This window comes from Saccharopolyspora erythraea (assembly GCF_018141105.1).
Classification (GTDB): domain Bacteria; phylum Actinomycetota; class Actinomycetes; order Mycobacteriales; family Pseudonocardiaceae; genus Saccharopolyspora_D; species Saccharopolyspora_D erythraea_A.
The window spans coordinates 3,612,609-3,631,023 of the sequence record NZ_CP054839.1; the positions used below are offsets into that span (position 1 = coordinate 3,612,609).

The 18,415-nt window shown below is 69.9% G+C and carries 17 protein-coding genes; 13 read left to right on the top strand and 4 right to left on the bottom strand.

Going from position 1 to position 18,415, the window contains the following annotated elements; genetic code table 11:
- Positions 1–4: 4 nt before the first annotated feature.
- The 6 genes from HUO13_RS16530 (at position 5) to HUO13_RS16555 (ending at position 6,289) form a co-directional block, all read left to right on the top strand.
- Entirely contained in the window at positions 5–280 is a 276-nt protein-coding gene (locus tag HUO13_RS16530; protein ID WP_211902212.1) for a sarcosine oxidase subunit delta, read from the top strand.
- Positions 277–3,120, top strand: a complete 2,844-nt coding sequence (locus tag HUO13_RS16535; RefSeq protein WP_211902213.1) for a sarcosine oxidase subunit alpha family protein — start codon at positions 277–279, stop codon at positions 3,118–3,120. The genes HUO13_RS16530 and HUO13_RS16535 overlap by 4 nt, the downstream gene beginning before the upstream one ends.
- Positions 3,113–3,712, top strand: coding sequence for a sarcosine oxidase subunit gamma (locus tag HUO13_RS16540; RefSeq protein ID WP_211902214.1), 600 nt, complete (start codon positions 3,113–3,115; stop codon positions 3,710–3,712). Before HUO13_RS16535 ends, HUO13_RS16540 begins: the two co-directional genes overlap by 8 nt.
- A gap of 151 nt (positions 3,713–3,863) precedes the next feature.
- Positions 3,864–4,946: an S-(hydroxymethyl)mycothiol dehydrogenase gene (locus HUO13_RS16545; RefSeq protein WP_211902215.1), complete on the top strand. Its 1,083-nt coding sequence runs from the start codon at positions 3,864–3,866 to the stop codon at positions 4,944–4,946.
- Positions 4,946–5,572: an MBL fold metallo-hydrolase gene (locus HUO13_RS16550; protein ID WP_211902216.1), complete on the top strand. Its 627-nt coding sequence runs from the start codon at positions 4,946–4,948 to the stop codon at positions 5,570–5,572. Before HUO13_RS16545 ends, HUO13_RS16550 begins: the two co-directional genes overlap by 1 nt.
- Positions 5,573–5,752: 180 nt before the next feature.
- On the top strand, positions 5,753–6,289 hold the full coding sequence (locus tag HUO13_RS16555; protein WP_211902217.1) for a putative immunity protein: 537 nt from the start codon (positions 5,753–5,755) through the stop codon (positions 6,287–6,289).
- A gap of 128 nt (positions 6,290–6,417) precedes the next feature.
- Here HUO13_RS16555 and HUO13_RS16560 read toward each other — a convergent pair whose 3' ends face one another.
- Positions 6,418–8,259 carry a BCCT family transporter gene (locus HUO13_RS16560; RefSeq protein WP_211902218.1) on the bottom strand — a complete coding sequence of 614 codons (1,842 nt, stop codon included), beginning with the start codon at positions 8,257–8,259 and terminating at the stop codon, positions 6,418–6,420.
- A gap of 461 nt (positions 8,260–8,720) precedes the next feature.
- Complete coding sequence (locus HUO13_RS16565; RefSeq protein ID WP_211902935.1) at positions 8,721–9,068, bottom strand: bifunctional 3-phenylpropionate/cinnamic acid dioxygenase ferredoxin subunit; 348 nt, start codon at positions 9,066–9,068, stop codon at positions 8,721–8,723.
- A 397-nt stretch (positions 9,069–9,465) separates the two neighbouring features.
- Between HUO13_RS16565 and HUO13_RS16570 the strand changes: the two genes are divergently transcribed.
- From HUO13_RS16570 to HUO13_RS16580, 3 genes are all read left to right on the top strand, one after another.
- Entirely contained in the window at positions 9,466–10,095 is a 630-nt protein-coding gene (locus HUO13_RS16570; RefSeq protein WP_211902936.1) for an MBL fold metallo-hydrolase, read from the top strand.
- Positions 10,096–10,440: 345 nt separating this feature from the next.
- A complete protein-coding gene (locus HUO13_RS16575; RefSeq protein WP_211902219.1) occupies positions 10,441–11,865 on the top strand; it encodes a GGDEF domain-containing protein in 1,425 nt (474 codons plus the stop codon).
- Between the two features lie 152 nt (positions 11,866–12,017).
- Positions 12,018–12,350 carry a hypothetical protein gene (locus HUO13_RS16580; protein ID WP_211902220.1) on the top strand — a complete coding sequence of 111 codons (333 nt, stop codon included), beginning with the start codon at positions 12,018–12,020 and terminating at the stop codon, positions 12,348–12,350.
- A 93-nt stretch (positions 12,351–12,443) separates the two neighbouring features.
- On the opposite strand, the gene HUO13_RS16585 is transcribed toward HUO13_RS16580, so the two are convergent.
- Together HUO13_RS16585 and HUO13_RS16590 are read right to left on the bottom strand one after the other, a co-directional pair.
- Positions 12,444–12,833 (bottom strand): VOC family protein, encoded by a 390-nt coding sequence (locus HUO13_RS16585; protein WP_282976689.1) that lies wholly within the window; start codon positions 12,831–12,833, stop codon positions 12,444–12,446.
- Positions 12,830–13,126, bottom strand: coding sequence for an ArsR/SmtB family transcription factor (locus HUO13_RS16590; RefSeq protein ID WP_211902938.1), 297 nt, complete (start codon positions 13,124–13,126; stop codon positions 12,830–12,832). The genes HUO13_RS16585 and HUO13_RS16590 overlap by 4 nt, the downstream gene beginning before the upstream one ends.
- 437 nt (positions 13,127–13,563) lie before the next feature.
- Between HUO13_RS16590 and HUO13_RS16595 the strand changes: the two genes are divergently transcribed.
- The 4 genes from HUO13_RS16595 to HUO13_RS16610 all read left to right on the top strand — a co-directional run bounded on the left by HUO13_RS16595 (position 13,564) and on the right by HUO13_RS16610 (position 18,398).
- On the top strand, positions 13,564–14,979 hold the full coding sequence (locus tag HUO13_RS16595) for a phosphopantetheine-binding protein (protein ID WP_249125133.1): 1,416 nt from the start codon (positions 13,564–13,566) through the stop codon (positions 14,977–14,979).
- A 112-nt stretch (positions 14,980–15,091) separates the two neighbouring features.
- The gene (serA, locus tag HUO13_RS16600; protein WP_211902222.1) at positions 15,092–16,702 is read left to right on the top strand and encodes a phosphoglycerate dehydrogenase; all 1,611 of its coding nucleotides are present in this window, start codon (positions 15,092–15,094) and stop codon (positions 16,700–16,702) included.
- 82 nt (positions 16,703–16,784) lie between these two features.
- A complete protein-coding gene (locus tag HUO13_RS16605) occupies positions 16,785–17,738 on the top strand; it encodes an NAD-dependent epimerase/dehydratase family protein (protein WP_211902223.1) in 954 nt (317 codons plus the stop codon).
- Between the two features lie 39 nt (positions 17,739–17,777).
- Positions 17,778–18,398: a PaaI family thioesterase gene (locus HUO13_RS16610; RefSeq protein WP_211902224.1), complete on the top strand. Its 621-nt coding sequence runs from the start codon at positions 17,778–17,780 to the stop codon at positions 18,396–18,398.
- Positions 18,399–18,415 lie beyond the last annotated feature (17 nt).

Genomic DNA, 18,415 nt, shown 5'->3' on the forward strand with positions numbered 1-18,415 from the left:
CCCGATGATGCTGATCCCTTGCCCGTGGTGCGGGCCGCGTGATGAGAGCGAGTTCCACTACGGCGGTCAGGCCGATGTCCGGTATCCGGAGAACCCGGGGACGGTGTCGGATGAGGAATGGGGCCGGTTCCTGTTCTACCGCGACAACCCCAAGGGTGTGTTCGCCGAGCGCTGGGTCCACGCGGCCGGGTGCCGCCGGTGGTTCAACGTCGAGCGCGACACCTTGACCAACGAGATCCGCCCCGCACACGACGCGACCACGAGGACGGTGACCAGGTGAGCAACGAGTTCAGGCTTGCCGAAGGCGGCCGGATCGACCGCGACCGTCCGCTGCGCTTCCGCTTCGACGGCCGCGAGTACGTCGGCTACGAGGGCGACACGCTCGCCTCGGCGCTGCTGGCCAACGGTGTCCACCAGGTCGGCACCAGCATCAAGCACGGCCGGCCGCGCGGGATCATGGCCGCCGGGGTCGAGGAACCCAACGCGCTGGTCCAGATCGAGAAGCCGTTCCCGGAACCGATGCTGACCGCGACCACGGTTCCGCTGCGCGACGGCCTCGAAGCCACCGGCCTGCCCGGTCAGGGACGTCTGGCCGAGGAAGGGGACCCCGCCCGCTACGACACCATGCACGCCCACTGCGACGTGCTCGTCGTCGGCGCGGGACCCGCCGGGCTCTCCGCCGCGCTGAGCGCGGCGCGCAGCGGTGCGCGGGTGATCGTCGCCGACGCCGACACGGAGTTCGGCGGCAGCCTGCTGGGCATCGGTGAGCGCCTCGACGACGCCCCCGCCACGGAGTGGGTGCGGCGGGCCGTTGCCGAGCTGGCCACCTATCCGGAGGTGCGGCAACTGCCGAGCACCACCGTGTTCGGGCACTACGACGACAACTACCTCGTCGCGGTGGAGAACCGCGGGGAGGACGCGCCCAGCAGGCAGCGGATCTGGCGCATCCGGGCCCGCGAGGTCGTGCTCGCGACCGGTTCGCACGAGCGGCCGCTGGTGTTCGCGGGCAACGACCGTCCGGGCACGATGCTGGCCGGCTCCGCCAGGACCTACCTGCACCGCTACGGAGTCGTGCCGGGGCGTCGCGCGGTGGTGTTCACCGCCAACGACAGTGCCTACGCGGCGGCGGTGGACCTGCACGACGCCGGAGTGGCGATCGCGGCGATCATCGACGTGCGCGACGTGGTGTCGACCCGCTGGGCCTCCCACTGCATCGAGCGCGGCATCCCGATCCACCCCGAAGCCGCCGTGGTCAGCACCTCGGGCACCGGCCGGATCTCCCACGTGCACGTGGCCCGCTGGGAGACCCCGACCGACCGCATGACCAACGTGCGTCAGGTGATCGACTGCGACGTCCTGCTGGTGTCCGGCGGCTGGAACCCCGCGGTCCACCTGCACAGCCAGTCCAGGGGCACGCTGCGGTTCGCCGAGCAGATCGGTGCGTTCGTGCCCGACCGGTCCGCGCGGTCGGTGCGCTCGGCCGGTGCGGCGGCAGGCGTATTCGCCACCGCCGACTGCCTGCGCACCGGCGCCGTCGCCGGCCGGGACGCCGCCGTCGCCGCCGGTTTCGACGCCGAGGCCGGTCCGGTTCCGCGAGCGGCGAACCCGCCGGTCCTGGCGGGCCGCAACGTGTGGCTGGTGCCCAGCCCCGCCGACTCGGCGGGCAACACGCAGTACGTCGACCTGGCGCGCGATGCCACCGTCGCCGACATCCGCAGGGCGGTCGGGGCGGGTCTGCACTCGGTCGAGCACGTCAAGCGCTACACCACGATCGGCACCGCCCACGACCAGGGCAAGACCTCGGGAATCCTGTCGACGGGCATCATCACCGAGGCGCTCGGGCGTGACATCGCCGATGTCGGTACGACCACGTTCCGCGCTCCCTACGCGCCGGTGACCTTCGCGGCGCTGGCGGGCCGGGACCGCGGCGACCTCTACGACCCGGTGCGGGTCACCGCCATGCACGACTGGCACGTCGAGCAGGGCGCCCCGTTCGAGAACGTGGGTCAGTGGAAGCGGCCCTGGTACTACCCGCGTCCCGGCGAGGACATGGAGACCGCCGTCCTGCGCGAGTGCCAGGCCGTCCGGGAGGGCGTCGGCATCCAGGACGTCTCGACCCTGGGCAAGATCGACGTGCAGGGTCCGGACGCGGCCGAGTTCCTCGACCTCGTCTACACGAACAAGATGAGCACCCTCAAGGTCGGCCGCATCCGCTACGGCCTGATGTGCCACGCCGACGGCATGGTGTTCGACGACGGCACGGTGACGCGCACCGGGGAGAACCGCTACCTGATCTCCACCACCTCCGGCGGTGCCGCCGGGGTGCTGCAGTGGCTGGAGGACTGGCTGCAGACCGAGTGGCCGCACCTGGAGGTGCACCTCACCTCGGTCACCGAGCAGTGGGCCACGATCGCCCTCGTGGGTCCGCGTTCTCGCGAGGTGCTGGCCCGCGTCGCGTCCGACATGGACCTGGACAACGACGACTTCCCGTTCATGGCCTGGCAGGACGGGACCGTCGCGGGACAGCGGGCGCGGGTGTGCCGGATCAGCTTCTCCGGCGAGCTCGCCTTCGAGATCAACGTGCCCTGGTGGCACGGTCGCGGGGTCTGGGACGCGCTCGTCGACGCGGGCGCCCCGTTCGGCATCACGCCTTACGGCACCGAGACGATGCACGTCCTGCGCGCGGAGAAGGGCTTCCCGATCGTCGGCCAGGACACCGACGGAACCATCACTCCGCACGACCTCGGCATGAGCTGGGCGGTGTCGAAGAAGAAGGACGACTTCCTGGGCATGCGCTCCTTCACCCGTGCCGACACCTCGCGCACGGACCGCAAGCACCTGGTCGGGCTGCTGCCCGCCGACGAGGACCTGGTGCTCGAGGAGGGAGCCCAGCTGGTGGAGCACTCCGAGCTGCCGCAACCGCCGGTGCCGATGCTCGGCCACGTCACCTCCAGCTACCGCAGTGCCGCGCTGCGGCGCGGATTCGCCCTCGCCCTGGTCAAGGGCGGCCGCGACCGCATCGGCGAGACGATCTACTCCACCGCGGGTGACGGGCTCGCCGCGGTCACGATCACCGAGCCCGTCTTCTACGACAAGGAAGGAGCACGCCGCGATGGCTGAGATCCACGGCGCATCTCCCTTGGCCTCCCGGGCGGAGCTGCTGGCCCAGGCTTCGGTTCCCGGTGTCCTGGAGATCAGCGAGGTGCCTTTCAAGGCCCAGATCACGCTTCGCCTCGACCCCAAGGGTGCCGCGGCGGAACGGGTGGGGACCGCACTGGGAACGACGCTTCCCAAGCAGCCCGGCGAGGTCGCGGTCTCCGGGAGCGTCCTGGTCCTGTGGATGGGGCCGGACGAGTGGCTCCTGGTCGGCCAGGAGGGTGCCGCCGAGGCGCTCCAGAGCACGCTGGCCGACGCCGTGGGCGCGGAGCACGCCGCGATCGTGGACGTCTCGGCCCACCGCACCATCGTGGACGTGGCGGGGTCGAAGGCCGAGGAGCTGCTGAACAAGGGCTGCGCTCTCGACCTGCACCCCCGCAGCTTCGAGACGGGGCGGTGCGCGCAGACGATGCTCGCCCGCGCCGAGGTGGTCCTGGTGCGCCGGCACGCCGCGGTGCCGGGCTTCTGGGTCTTCGTGCGTTCGTCGTTCTCCCGCTACCTCGCGGACTGGCTGGCCGACGCGGCCACCGAGTACAGGCGGCCCAGCGCTGCCTGAAGAGGGTTCCGGGAAGTACCGCAGGCGGCTCCGCCGCTTGTCGAAGAGCCCTGACGGTCGTCGAACACGACCTACCTGACAACGGCTACGCGGCGGACGTTCCCTCGTCCGCCGCGTAGCCGTGCCACAGCGAAACCGAAAGGAGTACCTCATGACCGAAGTGCGTGGGGTCGTCGCCGCCGGGAAGGGAAAGCCGGTCGAGGTGGTGACGATCAACGTCCCCGATCCCGGGCCGGGTGAGGCGGTGGTGCGGGTGCAGGCGTGCGGTGTCTGCCACACCGACCTGCACTACCGCGAGGGCGGGATCAGCGACGACTACCCGTTCCTGCTCGGCCACGAGGCCGCGGGTGTGGTCGACGCCGTCGGAGAGGGCGTGCACGACCTCGAACCCGGGGACTTCGTCGTGCTGAACTGGCGCGCGGTCTGCGGTCTGTGCCGTGCGTGCAGGCGCGGCAAGCCGCAGTACTGCTTCGACACCCACAACGCCGCTCAGCCCATGACGCTGGAGGACGGCACCCCGCTGTCGCCCGCGCTCGGGATCGGCGCTTTCGCGGAGAAGACGCTCGTCCACTCCGGGCAGTGCACGAAGGTGGACCCGTCCGCCCGGCCCGCGGTGGCGGGCCTGCTGGGCTGCGGCGTGATGGCCGGGATCGGCGCGGCGGTCAACACCGGGCAGGCCGGTCCCGGTGACTCGGTGGCCGTCATCGGCTGCGGCGGCGTCGGCGCCGGTTCGGTCGCCGGCGCGAACCTGGCCGGAGCGCGCCAGATCATCGCCGTCGACACCGACCCGGTGAAGCTGGACTGGGCCCGCCAGTTCGGTGCGACCCACACGGTCAATGCCGGCGAGAGCGACACGGTGGAGGCCATTCGCGAGCTGACCGGCGGCAACGGCGCCGACCTGGTGGTGGACGCGGTGGGCATCCCGAAGACCTACACCCAGGCGTTCTACGCCCGGGACCTGGCGGGCACGGTCGTGCTCGTCGGTGTTCCCTCGCCGGAGATGCAGCTGGAGCTGCCGCTGATCGACGTGTTCGCCCGCGGCGGCGCCCTCAAGTCGAGCTGGTACGGAGACTGCCTGCCCAGCAGGGACTTCCCGATGCTGGTCGAGATGTACCAGCAGGGACGCCTGCCGCTGGAGAAGTTCGTCACCGAGGAGATCGCCCTGGACCAGGTGGAGCAGGCGTTCGAGAAGATGCACCGCGGCGAGGTGCTGCGTTCGGTGGTGACGCTCTGATGACCGCTCGCATCGATCACACCGTCACCTCGGGCACCTTCTCGCTGGACGGCGGAACCTACGACGTGGACAACAACGTGTGGGTGGTGGGTGATGACCAGGAATGCGTGGTCATCGACGCCCCGCACGACGCGGCCGCGATCCGCGAGCTCGTGGGCGGACGCCACGTGCGGGCGTTGCTGTGCACCCACGCCCACGACGACCACGTGCGCGTGGCCCCGGCTCTGGCCGAGCAGGTCGGCGCGCCGGTGTTGCTGCACCCCGAGGACCAGGTGCTGTGGGACCTCACGCACCCGGACCGCAAGCCTGACGGGGAGCTGGCCGACGGCCAGGTCTTCCAGGTCGCCGGGATCGAGGTGCGGGTGCTGCACACCCCGGGCCACGCGCCCGGCGCGGTCTGCCTGCACGTCCCGGCTCTTGCCACAGTCTTCACCGGCGACACGCTCTTCGCAGGCGGCCCTGGCGCGACCGGCCGGTCGTATTCGGATTACGACGTGATCGTGTCCTCCATCCGCGACCGGCTGCTGCCGCTGCCGGAGGAGACGGAGGTGCGGCCCGGGCACGGCGAGTCGACCACCATCGGCGCGGTCCGGTCCCAGTTCGAGGAGTGGGTCGCGCGCGGTTGAGCGGTGCCTCGCGCGTGTCTGCGCGCGGCTGACAGGAAGTCCCACAACTGAAAGCGGCTCCCCCGGCTGATCCGGCCGGGGGAGCCGCCGCTGTTGTGCGGACCCACTGCCGGCGGAGGCCGAGCCGGAGAACGGCGGGCTGGTGAACGGGCGTCGTCGCACCGGGCCAGAATGGCGGGCATGCCCGTCGGACCAGGCGATTTCGAGCTGACCATGGACGAGCTGCGAGCCGTGGCCCGCTACGCGGTCGAGAGCGCGCAAGAAGTCCTGGCGATCTTCGAGGACGCGCATCCCGAAGACCCGCGGCCCCGCGCCGCCGTCGAGGCCGCATGGACCTTCGCCAACGGCGCTCCACGAACGAAGCTGCAGCGCGTCGCCTCGCTGGATGCGCACCGCGCGGCGAAAGCTGCCGCCGACGAGGCCGCAGGCCATGCCGCGCGGGCTGCGGGCGACGCGGCATCCGCTGCGTACCTGCACCCCCTTGCCAAGGCGACCCAGGTCGGCCACATCCTGCGCGCGACCGCGGGCGCGGCGCGGGCAGCCGAGCTCCGCGCCGGCGGTGACCCCGTCGTGGGAGACGAGCTGATCCGGCAAGCGCGTCAGCGCGCTACGCCTGTTCTGATCGACGTTCTCGGTCGATATCCCCTGGCTCCCACGGGAAAGAGCCGTGTCGCGCACCTGATGAAGGCATTGGACAGCGCACTGCGGGCGCCGTAGTGGAGTCCTGCGCGAGAGCCGGCGCTCATCACCATTGTGCTGACCCGATCGAGATCGGAGGCCTCCGTGCGGCGTACGGGGGCCTCCGATCTCGGCAGACGACGGTGTCCGGGTAGAAGCCGCCTCCACTATTGCGGCGTGGTTGCGTTCCGCTCCTCGATCCAGTGAATTTCGAACGCGTCTCGAACGACGTCGGGGCCAATATCGTCCACAGTGTCCGGAGGGGCTCCGTCCGCTGCCGGTGCTTCCTGGTCCGTCTCCGCCGGATCGAAGTCGTCGGTGTCGCCGTTGGTTCCGGCCACCTGGAGCTGGAAGTCGCCGTCATAGCGGTCGTCGCCCGTGACGACGGCGGCTTCGATGATCTCGGCGCCCTTCTCGGCGCGCAGGATCAGGGGATCGCTGCGCAGGTCCCTCGCCAGTGCCACGCAGAGCAGCACCATGACCACGGTGAACGGCGCCGCCACGATGATTGTCAGGTTCTGCAAACCGGTGAGCGCGTTGTCGGTGCCACCGCCGACCATCAGCATCACCGCGGCGACTCCTCCGGTGGCCACACCCCAGAAGACGACCACCGAGCTGCGCGGGTTGATCGAGCCGCGCTGCGACAGCGTGCCCATCACCACCGACGCGGCGTCGGCGCCCGAGACGAAGAAGATCGCCACGAGGACCATGACCAGGACACCGGTGACCGCACCCAGGGGGAAGTGCGCCAGCACGTCGAAGAGCTGCGCCTCGGCCGCGCCCGCGCCGGCCAGGTCGGTGCCGTGGCGCTGCACGTCGATCGCGGTCCCGCCGAAGATGGCGAACCACGCCACGCTCACCGTGGCGGGCACGAGCACCGCTCCCAGGACGAACTGGCGGATGGTGCGGCCGCGGCTGATCCGGGCGATGAACATCCCCACGAACGGCGTCCAGGAGATCCACCACGCCCAGTAGAAGATCGTCCACGACGACAACCACTGCTGCATGGCCGCTCCGCCGGTCGCACCGGTGCGCGCGGTCATCTCGCCGGCGTCGCGGAAGTAGTTCCCGATCGCCGACGGCACGAGGTCGAGGATGAACACGGTCGGCCCCACCGCGAGCAGGAACACCGCGAGGACCGCGGCCAGGACCATGTTGATGTTGGACAGCCACTGGATGCCCTTGGCCACGCCCGAGACCGCCGAGGCGATGAACGCGACGGTCAGGACCCCGATCACGGCCACCAGCAGTCCCACCGCGGGGGAGCCGGACAGCCAGCCGCTGGCCTGGAGCCCGCTGCCGATCTGCAGCGTGCCCAGCCCCAGCGAGGCGGCGGAGCCGAACAGGGTCGCGAAGATCGCCAGTACGTCGATCAGCTTGCCGATGGGGCCGCTCGCGGTCCTTCGCCCGAGCAGCGGCGCGAAGACCGAGCTGATCAGCTGGCTGCGGCCGCGGCGGAAGCTGCTGTAGGCGATGGCCAGTCCCACGACCGCGTAGATCGCCCACGGGTGCAGAGTCCAGTGGAACAGCGAGGTGGCCATGGCGGTCTCGATCGCCGCGTCGCTGCCGGGAGGGGCGGTCCCGGGCGGTGGGGCGGTGAAGTGCGCGAGGGGCTCGCTCACGCCGTAGAACATCAGCCCGATGCCCATGCCGGCGCTGAACATCATCGCCACCCAGGACACCGTCTTGAACTCGGCGGGCTCGCCGTCGGCGCCGAGCGGGATGCGCCCGTAGCGGCTGCCGGCCAGCCACAGCGCGAAGATCACCACGCCGCTGGCGACGAGGATGAACGCCCAGCCACCGTTGACGATCAACCAGTCGAGCACGGCGGACGACAGTGAGCTCAGCGAGTCGGTTCGCCACAGGCCCCATGCGACGAAGGCCAGGGCGAGGAAGGCGGCGACGCCGAAGACGGTCCGGTCGACCCGAGCCGGTTCGTCGGCTTCTGGGCGGGATTCAGGGGGATCAGGACAGTGATCCGGGGAAGTGGTGGGATTGGGCGGAGTCATGCCGTTCGGCGTCCCGGTGGACGCCGCCTCCTCTCGTTTCGTCGAAGAGGACAGGATTCAGGTGTCCGATCGCGGACTGAAGTCGGGTGGAACTGGATCTCTCGGCACACCGCGAAGATGAGTACCGGGACAAAAGCCCTACCAATGTCGGGAAAGTGGGCGGCATATCGAGTGCGTATGAACCCTGACGCGCATCGGGCGAGCTGTCAAGAATTCATCCGGATCCACAATGGAATGTTCTTCGGAGGTAACGTGGAAAACAGGCTGCGACGGTATCCCGTCCTGCCGTGGCAGCGGGATACCGTCGCAGCGAGATGCGATTTTCGAGGGTTTCGATGATCGGAGTCGGGGTTTTATGAATGTCTTGCGTCAGTCGCCGTGCTTTTCGTGTGCGAGTTGTCGGTGCGGGTGCCGCGCCGCGGAGAACCCGGCGGGGGAGGCGCCTGCCGCCCCGGTTGTTTTCATGCGACGACCTGCTGCTCCCGCTCGTGGGTCGACTGGCTGGTGTTTGCGGTGACGTGTACGTGGATCACGCCGTCTTCGATGGTCACGGGGTGGGTGCGCACCGGCCGTTTGGCGGGCAGACAGGTCGGCATCCCGGTGCGCAGGTCGAAGAACGCCGCGTGCAGCGGGCATTCGACGAAACAGCCCTCCAGGAACCCCTCCGACAACGACGCGTCCTGGTGCGTGCAGGTGTCGTCGACCGCGTAGAACTCACCGTCGGCGTTGAACACGGCCACGGCCACGTCCGCCCAGACCCGGGTCGACTCCCCCGGCGGCAGCTCCTCGACACGGCACACGGCGACCATGAGCACCCTCTCCAAGCGTTGCGGATAACAGAACAGGTGGCGTAATGAGCAACAAGGATCGCTGAACGACGTGTGGCCGTCAAGGGGTTCCTCGGGCTCTCCTGGGCGGGTTTCGCCTGCTTGCCGCAGTTGGTTCGACCACTGGGCGAGCTGCGCGCCGCTACCTGGCGGTAGCCCTGGAGTGGAGCTGCCGTGGCCCTTGACAGGGAGCCGCCGCGTCCGCAGCATGTCTCGCATTAAGGAACTTGTTGACTTATGCGCAACAGATGCGCTTGTTCTGCTCGCGAGGAGTTTTCGTGCGTCTTGAGGTCGGTGGTGTCCTGGCACGCGACGGAGGTGCGCCTGCCGAGGTGCCGGCTCTGTCCTGGAACGTGCTGCGCACGGTGGTCGTCCGGTGATGGCCGCGCGTGTGCACAAGGTTCTGACGTCGGGACTTCACATCCTCGACGGCGCGACGACGGCCGTGGACAACAACGTCTGGCTGGTCGGCGACGACCGTGAGGTGATCGTTGTCGATGCCGCGCACGACCACGAACTGGTCATGGACGCGATCGGTGACCGGAGGGTCACCGCGATCGCGTGCACCCATGGGCACAACGACCACATCAACGCCTCCGTGCCGCTGGCGGACGAGGTCGGTGCCCCGGTGCTGATCCACGCGGAGGACCGCGCGCTCTGGGACCAGGTCAACCCGGACCGCGCCCCGGACTGGACGCTGTCCGACGGGGAGGTGCTCACGGTCGCCGGGATCGACCTGGAAATCCTGCACACGCCCGGCCACACGTGGGGAAGTGTCTGCCTGCATGCGGTCGAGCAAGGCTGGTTGTTCTCCGGTGACACGCTCGGTGCCGACGACCCTGGCGCCACCGGGAGCCGCTGCTCGGACTTCCCGGCGATCACCAGGTCGATCTCCACCAGGCTGCTGGGGCTTGACCCGGACACGACGGTGTACCCAGGCCACGGCCCCGCAACAACGATCGGTGCCGAGTCGCCGCGCTTGGAGGAGTTGCTCGTCCGAAGCGCTTGAGGGCGCAGTGATCGGAGAAGGGGTGGCGACGCTGGTGACGGCCTTTTCTCCCGCCAGGGCGGAGAGCATCGGCGATACCGGCGAGTGAGCCGCCGGCGCGGGCGCTTCGCCCTGGCATGGAGATCCACGTCCTGGCCGCTGTCGCCGCGGCCTCGGGTGAGCCCGGGCGAGGTCCTGGACCGGCGTCACCGCCGGTCAGGGTGTCGCGCGTCAGGAAGGCGCTATCGTGAACTCGCGGGCCGGATGACTCGTCCAACCACCCGTTCTGGCGTCGGCGACGTCACGACCGGTGAGACCAGGTCCAACATGCGCGAAGGACAGGCTTGGTGTCGAACGGCGGCCGGTGTGGCCGTCGTGGGCATCGCTGTCGTCGGCGTGGTGATATCGGGCTCGCTGGAGCCCGCGGCCAGTGAGCTCATCGGTGACCTGACCGGCGTCGTGGGTGCCGTGGCCGCGGCCGCCGCCTTCGCGTGGACGGGGTGGTGCCAGTCCGGTGCCGAGCGGCGGTGGCGATGGCTGATGGTCGTGGCGCTCGCCTGGTTCGCCGCTGCCCACGCGCTGTGGACCTGGTACCGCGGCATCGACCCGTGGGCCTTCCCGAACGCTGCGAACGCCCTCTACCTCGGTCTTCCTTTCTTCGCCTTCTTCGCTGTGCTCAGCATGGCGAGGGAGGACCGCGGCAAGGTCGAAGAACACGACGTGGTGCCGCCGCACGCGGTCGTCGTGCTTGACGGGCTGATCATCGTGGGAAGCCTGGTGGCGTTGAGTTGGAAGCTCACCGTCAACGCGGTCCGGCATGCCGACGGAGTGCGTGTCGACCGGCTTCTCGTGGTGACTTCCTACACCCTGGCGGACCTGATTCTGATCGTCGTCGCGATCCTGTTCGCCATCGCGTTGTACGGGATGCTGCGGCTTCCCATGATATGGCTCGTACTGGGTCTTCTCGCCATCGGTCTTTCCGATGCGGTCTACGTCTACACGATCAGCAGTTCGTTGACGGCACCGCTTGCTGCGGATGTCGGTTACATGGTCGGGCCAATGCTGTTCTTGTTGGCCGCGCTCGCTCCGAATCGCCAGTTCCCGCGAATGGCGCCCCGCACGCCCTTGTTGTTCCTGCCGTATGTTCCGTTCGCCGCGGTGTGTGGATTCACCCTGTTCACGACGCTCACCACCGGTGATCCGCATGTCGGCGAGGTGTACGCGCTCATAGCCGTCGTGGCGCTGGTCGTCCTGCGCCAGGTCCTCACCCTGCGCCAGCTGTCGGCGGCCCGGCGGCAGCTGGCGTACCAGGCCACCCATGATCCTCTCACCGGCGCGTCCAACCGGAACCTCCTGCTGTTCCAGCTCGACAAGGCTCTCGCGCGCGACCGGCTGCCCCGGCGTCTCGGGCTCCTGTACGCCGACCTGGACCACTTCAAGCAGATCAACGACGTCCTGGGGCACGAGGCCGGAGACGCCGTGCTGTGCACGGTCGCGGCCCGGCTGAACGCCCGCATCAGGCCCACGGACACGCTTGCCCGCATGGGCGGCGACGAGTTCGTCATCCTCCTCGACCCCGCGCCCGACGATCCCTGTGAATTCGGCAGGCGCATCCAGTCGGCGTTCGACGAACCCGTCTTCGTCTGCGGCTCCCCCTGTGTGGTCAGCGCCAGCTTGGGCTATGTCGGACTCAACGACCACGACAGCCCGGACAGGGCCCTCGCTCGAGCGGACGAAGCCATGTACCAGGCGAAGGCCGCCGGCCGGCATGGGATCAGGATCAACCTCTAGGTCTCCGGTGCCGTCAGCGTGGCCGGGCGGGTGGAGCGGACCGTGGCTCGCCGAGCCACCGGCGTCGCCGGATGGTGGGCTCGGCGCCGCGGCCCCCTTCGTGCGCAGGTGTGCTCGTTGCAGCTCCGTTGGAACCGATCGAGGAGAGCTTCATGCACATGCGCCGTATGAGCTTGTCCGTGGTTGTCGGTGCGGGATGTCTGGCCATGGCCGCGGGATCCGCGGTCGCCTCGACAGGTCCGCTGCAGCTGGACCTGATCAGCCAGAGAACGGCGGTGATCTGGGACCCGTCCGACGGTCGCTGCTACAGCAGCCCGTACGAGAGCGGCCGAGTCGTCGGCGCGATCAACTCGACCGACAAGAAGGTCGTGTTCTACAACTCGACCGACTGCTCGGGCAGCTCGCACGCGACGGTCCTGCCGGGCCAGGACGGCTCGGCCAGGAACCAGGACGGACGTCCGGCAGGTTCGTTCAAGGTCGGCTGACCGGCCGGCGAGCGCCGGCGGCCGCATCAGGACCTGGTCTCGGAACTCCTGAGGCGGCGAACCGGCTGATGCCCGGTGGCGCGGGGTGAGCGACTACTTCATGGTGGCGAGCTGGATCAGGTTGCCGCAGGTGTCGTCGAATACGGCGGTGACCACCGGTCCCAGGTCGGTCGCGTCCTGGGTGAACTCGACGCCGAGCCCCTTGAGCCGCTCGACCTCGGCGAACACGTCGTCGACGGCGAACTGGGTGAACGGGATGCCGTCGGCGACCAGCGCCTGCTTGAACGGGCCGGCCGCGGGGTGGCCGTCGGGCTCCAGCAGCAGCTCGACACCGTCCGGGTCGGCGGGGGAGACCACGGTGAGCCAGCGGGCTCCGCCCGCGGGCTCGTCGGTCTTCTTGATGAACCCCAGCTTCTCGGTGTAGAAGGCGAGCGCCTTGGCCTGGTCGTCGACGAACACGCTGGTGATGTTGACGCGGATCACGGGTTCGGTTCCTCTCGGTCGATGGGCCACCGCTCGACGATCGAGCGCAGCGGGCTCGTGTCGATGTGGTGGAACTTGTAGCGGCCCTGCCGCCTTGTGCGCACCAGGCCGGCCTGTTCGAGCACCGCGAGGTGCTGCGAGATGGCCTGGCGCGAGGAGGCCAGGCCGTGCTTCATCGTCAGCCGGCCGCAGATCTCGAACAGCGTCTGGCCGTCCTTGTCGGTCAGCTCGTCCAGGATGGTGCGCCGCGTCGCGTCGCCGATGGCCTTGAACAGGTCGGGGTCCGCGTCCACGGACACAGTTATAGGCAAGTCGCCACTTGCCTGTCAAGGTGAGGGCGCCGACAGCATCCCAGTGGAGCGGGCCGTTTGGCGAGGTGATCTCGGATTTCGCGCGCTCGGCCGATGATTTCCGTACCCGTGGTGGAGCCAAGTTTTGTCACCAGTCGTCTCGGTTCAGTGAGCGCTTTTCATCCTGCTCTGGATGCGTTGGGACGTAGGGGTTTCTGCGGCGATACCGGTTGATCTTGGGTAGGGCGGGTCCGCGCATAGGCGAAGCCCCTGGTAAAAGGGTTGTCGACCAAGATCAACCTGAATACGCAGAGGCTTCACGTGCTGTTCTACCCTGCCCCGCTGCCGTTGTCGCGCCGGCCGAGGACACCGTCGAGGAGGCGGCCCCCGCGGAGGCGGCGCCGGTGGCCGGTCGGGATGTGTCCGAGGTCAGTGGTGTGGTGTTGGATACGGCTCAGGCGAAGACGGGTTATCCGTTGGAGTTGTTGGAGCTGGATCTGGAGCTTGAGGCTGATCTGGGTATTGACTCGGTGAAGCAGGTTGAGGTTTTGACCGCGGTGCGGGGGCATTTCGGGATTTCCGGTGATGTGGAGGTTGATCTTTCGGAGGTCAACACCCTGCGCAAGGTGATCGACTTCATCGTCGTGGCGGACCTGCCCGAGCCGGGCGAGACGCCGTCCGCGGTGTCGGTGACGCCGGCGCGTCCGGCTTACACACCGGTCCTCGAGCGCGAGCTGGAAACCGTCACGCACCGCTACCTGCCGGTGGCGGTCGAGCGGCCGCTGTCCGCGAGCGCGGATTTCTCCCTGTCCGGCAAGGGAGTCGTGGTCATCGCCGACCGGAACGGTCAGGTCTGCGGCGAGCTACTGCCCCGGCTCACCGACGCCGGTGCCGGGGTCCGGGTGGTCAGCCCTGCCGGCGCCGGGATCGACGGTGCGGCCGAGGTCGACCTCTCCGACCCGCAGCGGCTGGAGGACGCGCTCGCCGCCGCCCGCGACGAACTGGAGCAGGTGCAGGTGGTGATCAACCTGTATCAGCTCGCGGGCGCCTCGGAGGGCGAGTCGACCCTGGACGCCCCGGTCGAGCGCTGGACGAGCGAGGTCGACACCCGGATGGCCGTGGAGCTGCTGACAGAGGTGCAGGTCGTGTGCGACGACTACGGCGCGGCGGTGCACCTGGGCGAGCGGGACTGCTCGGTGCAACGGCGGCACCAGAAGCTCATCGAGGAGGCGCCTTCGCCGTACGTGGACTCCGCGCTGCGCGAGGCGCTCGGCGAGGCGTCGCTGCGAGGCGCCAAGGCGGTGGGCTACCGGGGCGCCGGCACCATGGAGTTCCTCGTCGACGACGCGGGCGAGTTCTGGTTCATGGAGATGAACGCGCGCATCCAGGTGGAGCACCCGGTCACCGAGCTGGTGACCGGAGTCGACCTGATCGCCGAGCAGATCCGGGTCGCGGCGGGGGAACGGCTGTCGGTCGAGCAGGCCGACGTCGAGATCCGCGGCCACGCCATCGAGTGCCGGATCAACGCCGAGGACCCGGACCGCGGGTTCGTGCCGACCCCGGGACGGCTCGACGCCTACGTCCCGCCGGACGGACCGTGGACGCGGGTCGACTCCCACTGCGTTCCGGGAGCGACGGTCTCGCCGTACTACGACTCGATGATCGCCAAGCTGATCACCTGGGCCCCGCACCGCGAGGCGGCGCTGGACCGGATGCAACGCGCACTCGGCGAGTTCCGCGTCGAGGGCAAGGGGGTGCGCACCACGATCCCGTTCCACGAGGAGGTGCTGGCCCACCCGAGCTTCCGGGCCGGCGAGGTGACCACCAGCTTCCTCAAGCAACACCTGGGCATGTGACGCCGCCGGCGTCAACGCCTTCGTCAAGGCCGGGCATCGTCGGCCGCAACGGCGGTGCCCGGCCCGGCACAACGGCGTGCCCGCTTCTGCTCCCCCGCGTCCGGAGGTACCCGTGACCAACGCAAGCCGTGCTGTTGTCCTGATCGCCGAGAAGCTCGCGCCGTCGGTGGCGGAGGAGTTCGGCACCGATGTCGAGATCCGCCACGTGGACGGGACCGACCGCGAAGCGCTGCTCGACGCCGTGGCCGAGGCCGATGCGCTGCTGGTCCGTTCGTCGACGCAGGTCGATTCCGAGGTGCTGGGCGCCTCGAGCCGGTTGAAGGTGGTGGGCCGCGCAGGGGTCGGCCTGGACAACGTCGACGTCCCGGCGGCGACCGAGCGTGGCGTGCTGGTGGTCAACGCCCCCACGTCCAACATCGTCTCGGCCGCCGAGCACGCGGTCGCCCTGCTGCTGGCGGTCGCGCGCAACGTGGCCGCGGCCGACGCGAGCCTGCGGGCGGGGGAGTGGAAGCGCAGCTCCTACACGGGAGTGGAGCTGCACGGCAAGACGATCGGCGTGGTCGGACTGGGAAAGATCGGCCAGCTGTTCGCGCAGCGCGTCGCCGCCTTCGGCACCGACCTGATCGCCTACGACCCCTACCTGCCCGCCGCCCGCGCGGCCCGGTTGGGCATCGAGCTGGTCGGCCTGGAGGAGCTGCTGGAGCGTGCCGACGCGATCTCGGTCCACCTGCCCAAGACCGCCGAGACCGTGGGCCTGATCGGCGCGGAGGAGCTGAAGAAGGCCAGGAAGGCGATGCTGGTCGTCAACGCCGCGCGTGGCGGTCTGATCGACGAGGGCGCCCTCGCCGACGCACTCCGCAACGGTCACATCGGCGGGGCGGGGATCGACGTCTACGAGACCGAACCGACCACGTCCAGCCCGCTGTTCGAGCTCGCCAACGTGGTGGCCACCCCGCACCTGGGGGCGTCGACCGCGGAGGCGCAGGACCGCGCGGGAACCGATGTCGCGCGCTCGGTGCTGCTGGCGCTGGCCGGCGACTTCGTGCCGGACGCGGTGAACGTGCGGGGCGGTGCGGTCGGCGAGGAGGTCCTGCCGTACCTGCCGCTGACCGAGAAGCTCGGCTCGCTGCTGTCGGCTCTGTCGGCCGGCACTCCGAGCTCGCTGGTGGTCGAAGCCGTGGGCGAGCTGGCGAGCGAGGACGTGTCCGTCCTGGGTCTGGCGGCGCTGCGCGGGCTGTTCACCGGTGTGGTCGACAGCCAGGTCACCTTCGTCAACGCGCCGCGACTGGCCGAGGAGTTCGGAGTGGACGTCGAGGTGAAGGTGTCGCAGGAGAGCCCGGACCACCGCAGCGCCGTCTCGTTGCGCGCGGTCGGGGCCGACGGCCGCACCGCCGTGGTCTCCGGTGCGCTGACCGGTCCGAACCAGGTGGAGAAGCTGGTCGAGGTCGACGGCAGGCACTTCGACTTCCGGATCGAGGGCGACGTGCTGCTGCTGGAGTGCCCGGACCGCCCGGGCGTGATGGGCCGAGTCGGCACCCTGCTCGGCGAGACCGGTGCCAACATCCACGCGGCCGCGGTGAGCCAGACCTCCGGAGGGTCGGACGCGATCATGCTGCTGCGCGTGGACCGCCCGGTGCAGGAGCAGGCGCTCGAACCGATCGGCAAGGCCGTCGACGCACGCATCGTCCGCGCGGTGAGCTTCTCCGACCACAACGGCAAATGAGCTGACAGCATCCTTCGCGAGCGGTGATGGCTGTCGGTTGTTCCTGATGGAATCCCGCCGAACACCAACTCCAGGAGACGCAATGTCCCTCCACGTCGTCGTCGGCAAGGGGCCGGTCGGCACTGCCACCGCCGAACTCCTCGCCGACCGCGGCCACGCGGTCCGCGTGATCAGCCGGTCCGGCGGCCCCGCCACCAGCCGGGCCGACGGCTCGATCGAGCAGGTCGCGCTCGACGCCTCCGACAGCGCCAGGCTCGCCGAGGCGTGCGAGGGCGCGGTGGCCGTCTACGGTTGCGCGGCGCCGCCCTACCACCGGTGGGTCGAGGACTGGCCTCCGCTGTCGGCGGCGCTGCTCGACGCGGCCGAGCGCAGCGGCGCGGTGCTGGTCCTCGCGGGAAACCTCTACGCCTACGGTCCGACCGAGGCGGTGCTGACCGAGGACCTGCCCGCCGCGGCGAACACCCGCAAGGGACAGGTCCGCGCCCGTGTCTGGCAGGACGCGCTGCAACGCCACGAGGCCGGACGCGTCCGGGTCACCGAAGCCCGTGCCTCGGACTTCGTCGGCCCCGGTGTGACGGCGGGCGGGCACCTGGCCGAGCGGGCGCTGCCCGCGCTGCTCAAGGGCCGCCCGGTCCGCGTTCTCGGCGATCCGGACGCGCAGCACAGCTGGACCTACGTGCCCGACATCGCGCGCACGCTGGTCCGCCTGGCCGAGGAGGAGCGGGCGTGGGGACGGGTGTGGCACGTCCCCACGCCGCCGCCGTACTCGGCGCGGAGCGCGATCGAGTCCATGTGCCGGATCGCCGACGTCGCACCGGTCCGGGTGGCCGCGACGCCGTGGGCGATGGTGCGCCTCGGTGGTCTGGTGTCGCCGCTGCTGCGCGAGCTGGTCGAGATCCGCTACCAGTTCGACGAGCCGTTCGTGGTGGATACCAGTGCCTACACCGACACGTTCGGGGAGCAGGCGACGCCGGCGAAGGACGCGCTCGCCGCGACGGTCACGTGGTGGCGGGAACGGCTCGCCGCGCGTTCCTGACCGGCAACTCGCGAGCAGCCCGATCCGGGGAGCAGACGAATGGAAGATCGGAGCCCGCAGGCGCAGGCCGCGCAGGTGCAGAGGCGACGGCTGGCCGCGGCCGAACTGGGCGCGGCACTGCGGGAACTGGCCGATGCGGCGGTCTCCACGGAGGCCGGAGAGGATGTCCTGCTCCGAGTCGCCGAGCGTGCACGTGCACTGGTCCCGGAGTTGAACACGGCGCGGAGAACCCCGGGGGAGCCCGCATCCGTCGACGCGGTCAGGTCGGGGCCGTACATGTACAACCCGGTCGTCGGGCCGGGGAACCCGATGGCTCCGCCCATGACCGTGGAGGTCGTCGACGGCGTCGCGGTGGGCACGTGCACGCTCGGGCTGGCCTACGAGGGCCCGGCCCGATACGCCCACGGCGGGATCAGCGCACTGCTGCTGGACCAGATGCTCGGCCGTGCCCACGCGGCGAACGGACGCCCGGGGGTGACGGTGACGTTGTCCGTGCGGTACCGGCGGCCGGTGCCGCTTGAGACACCCCTGCGGCTCACCGCGTGGCTGGACGAGTCCGGTGACTACCCGATCGGGCGCGCCACGATCGCCACGGCCGCCGCGCCGGACACGGCTCTCGTGTCCGCCGAGGGGCGGTTCCTCGGCGTGAAACTCCGTTAGCTCGAGTTCCGGGGCGG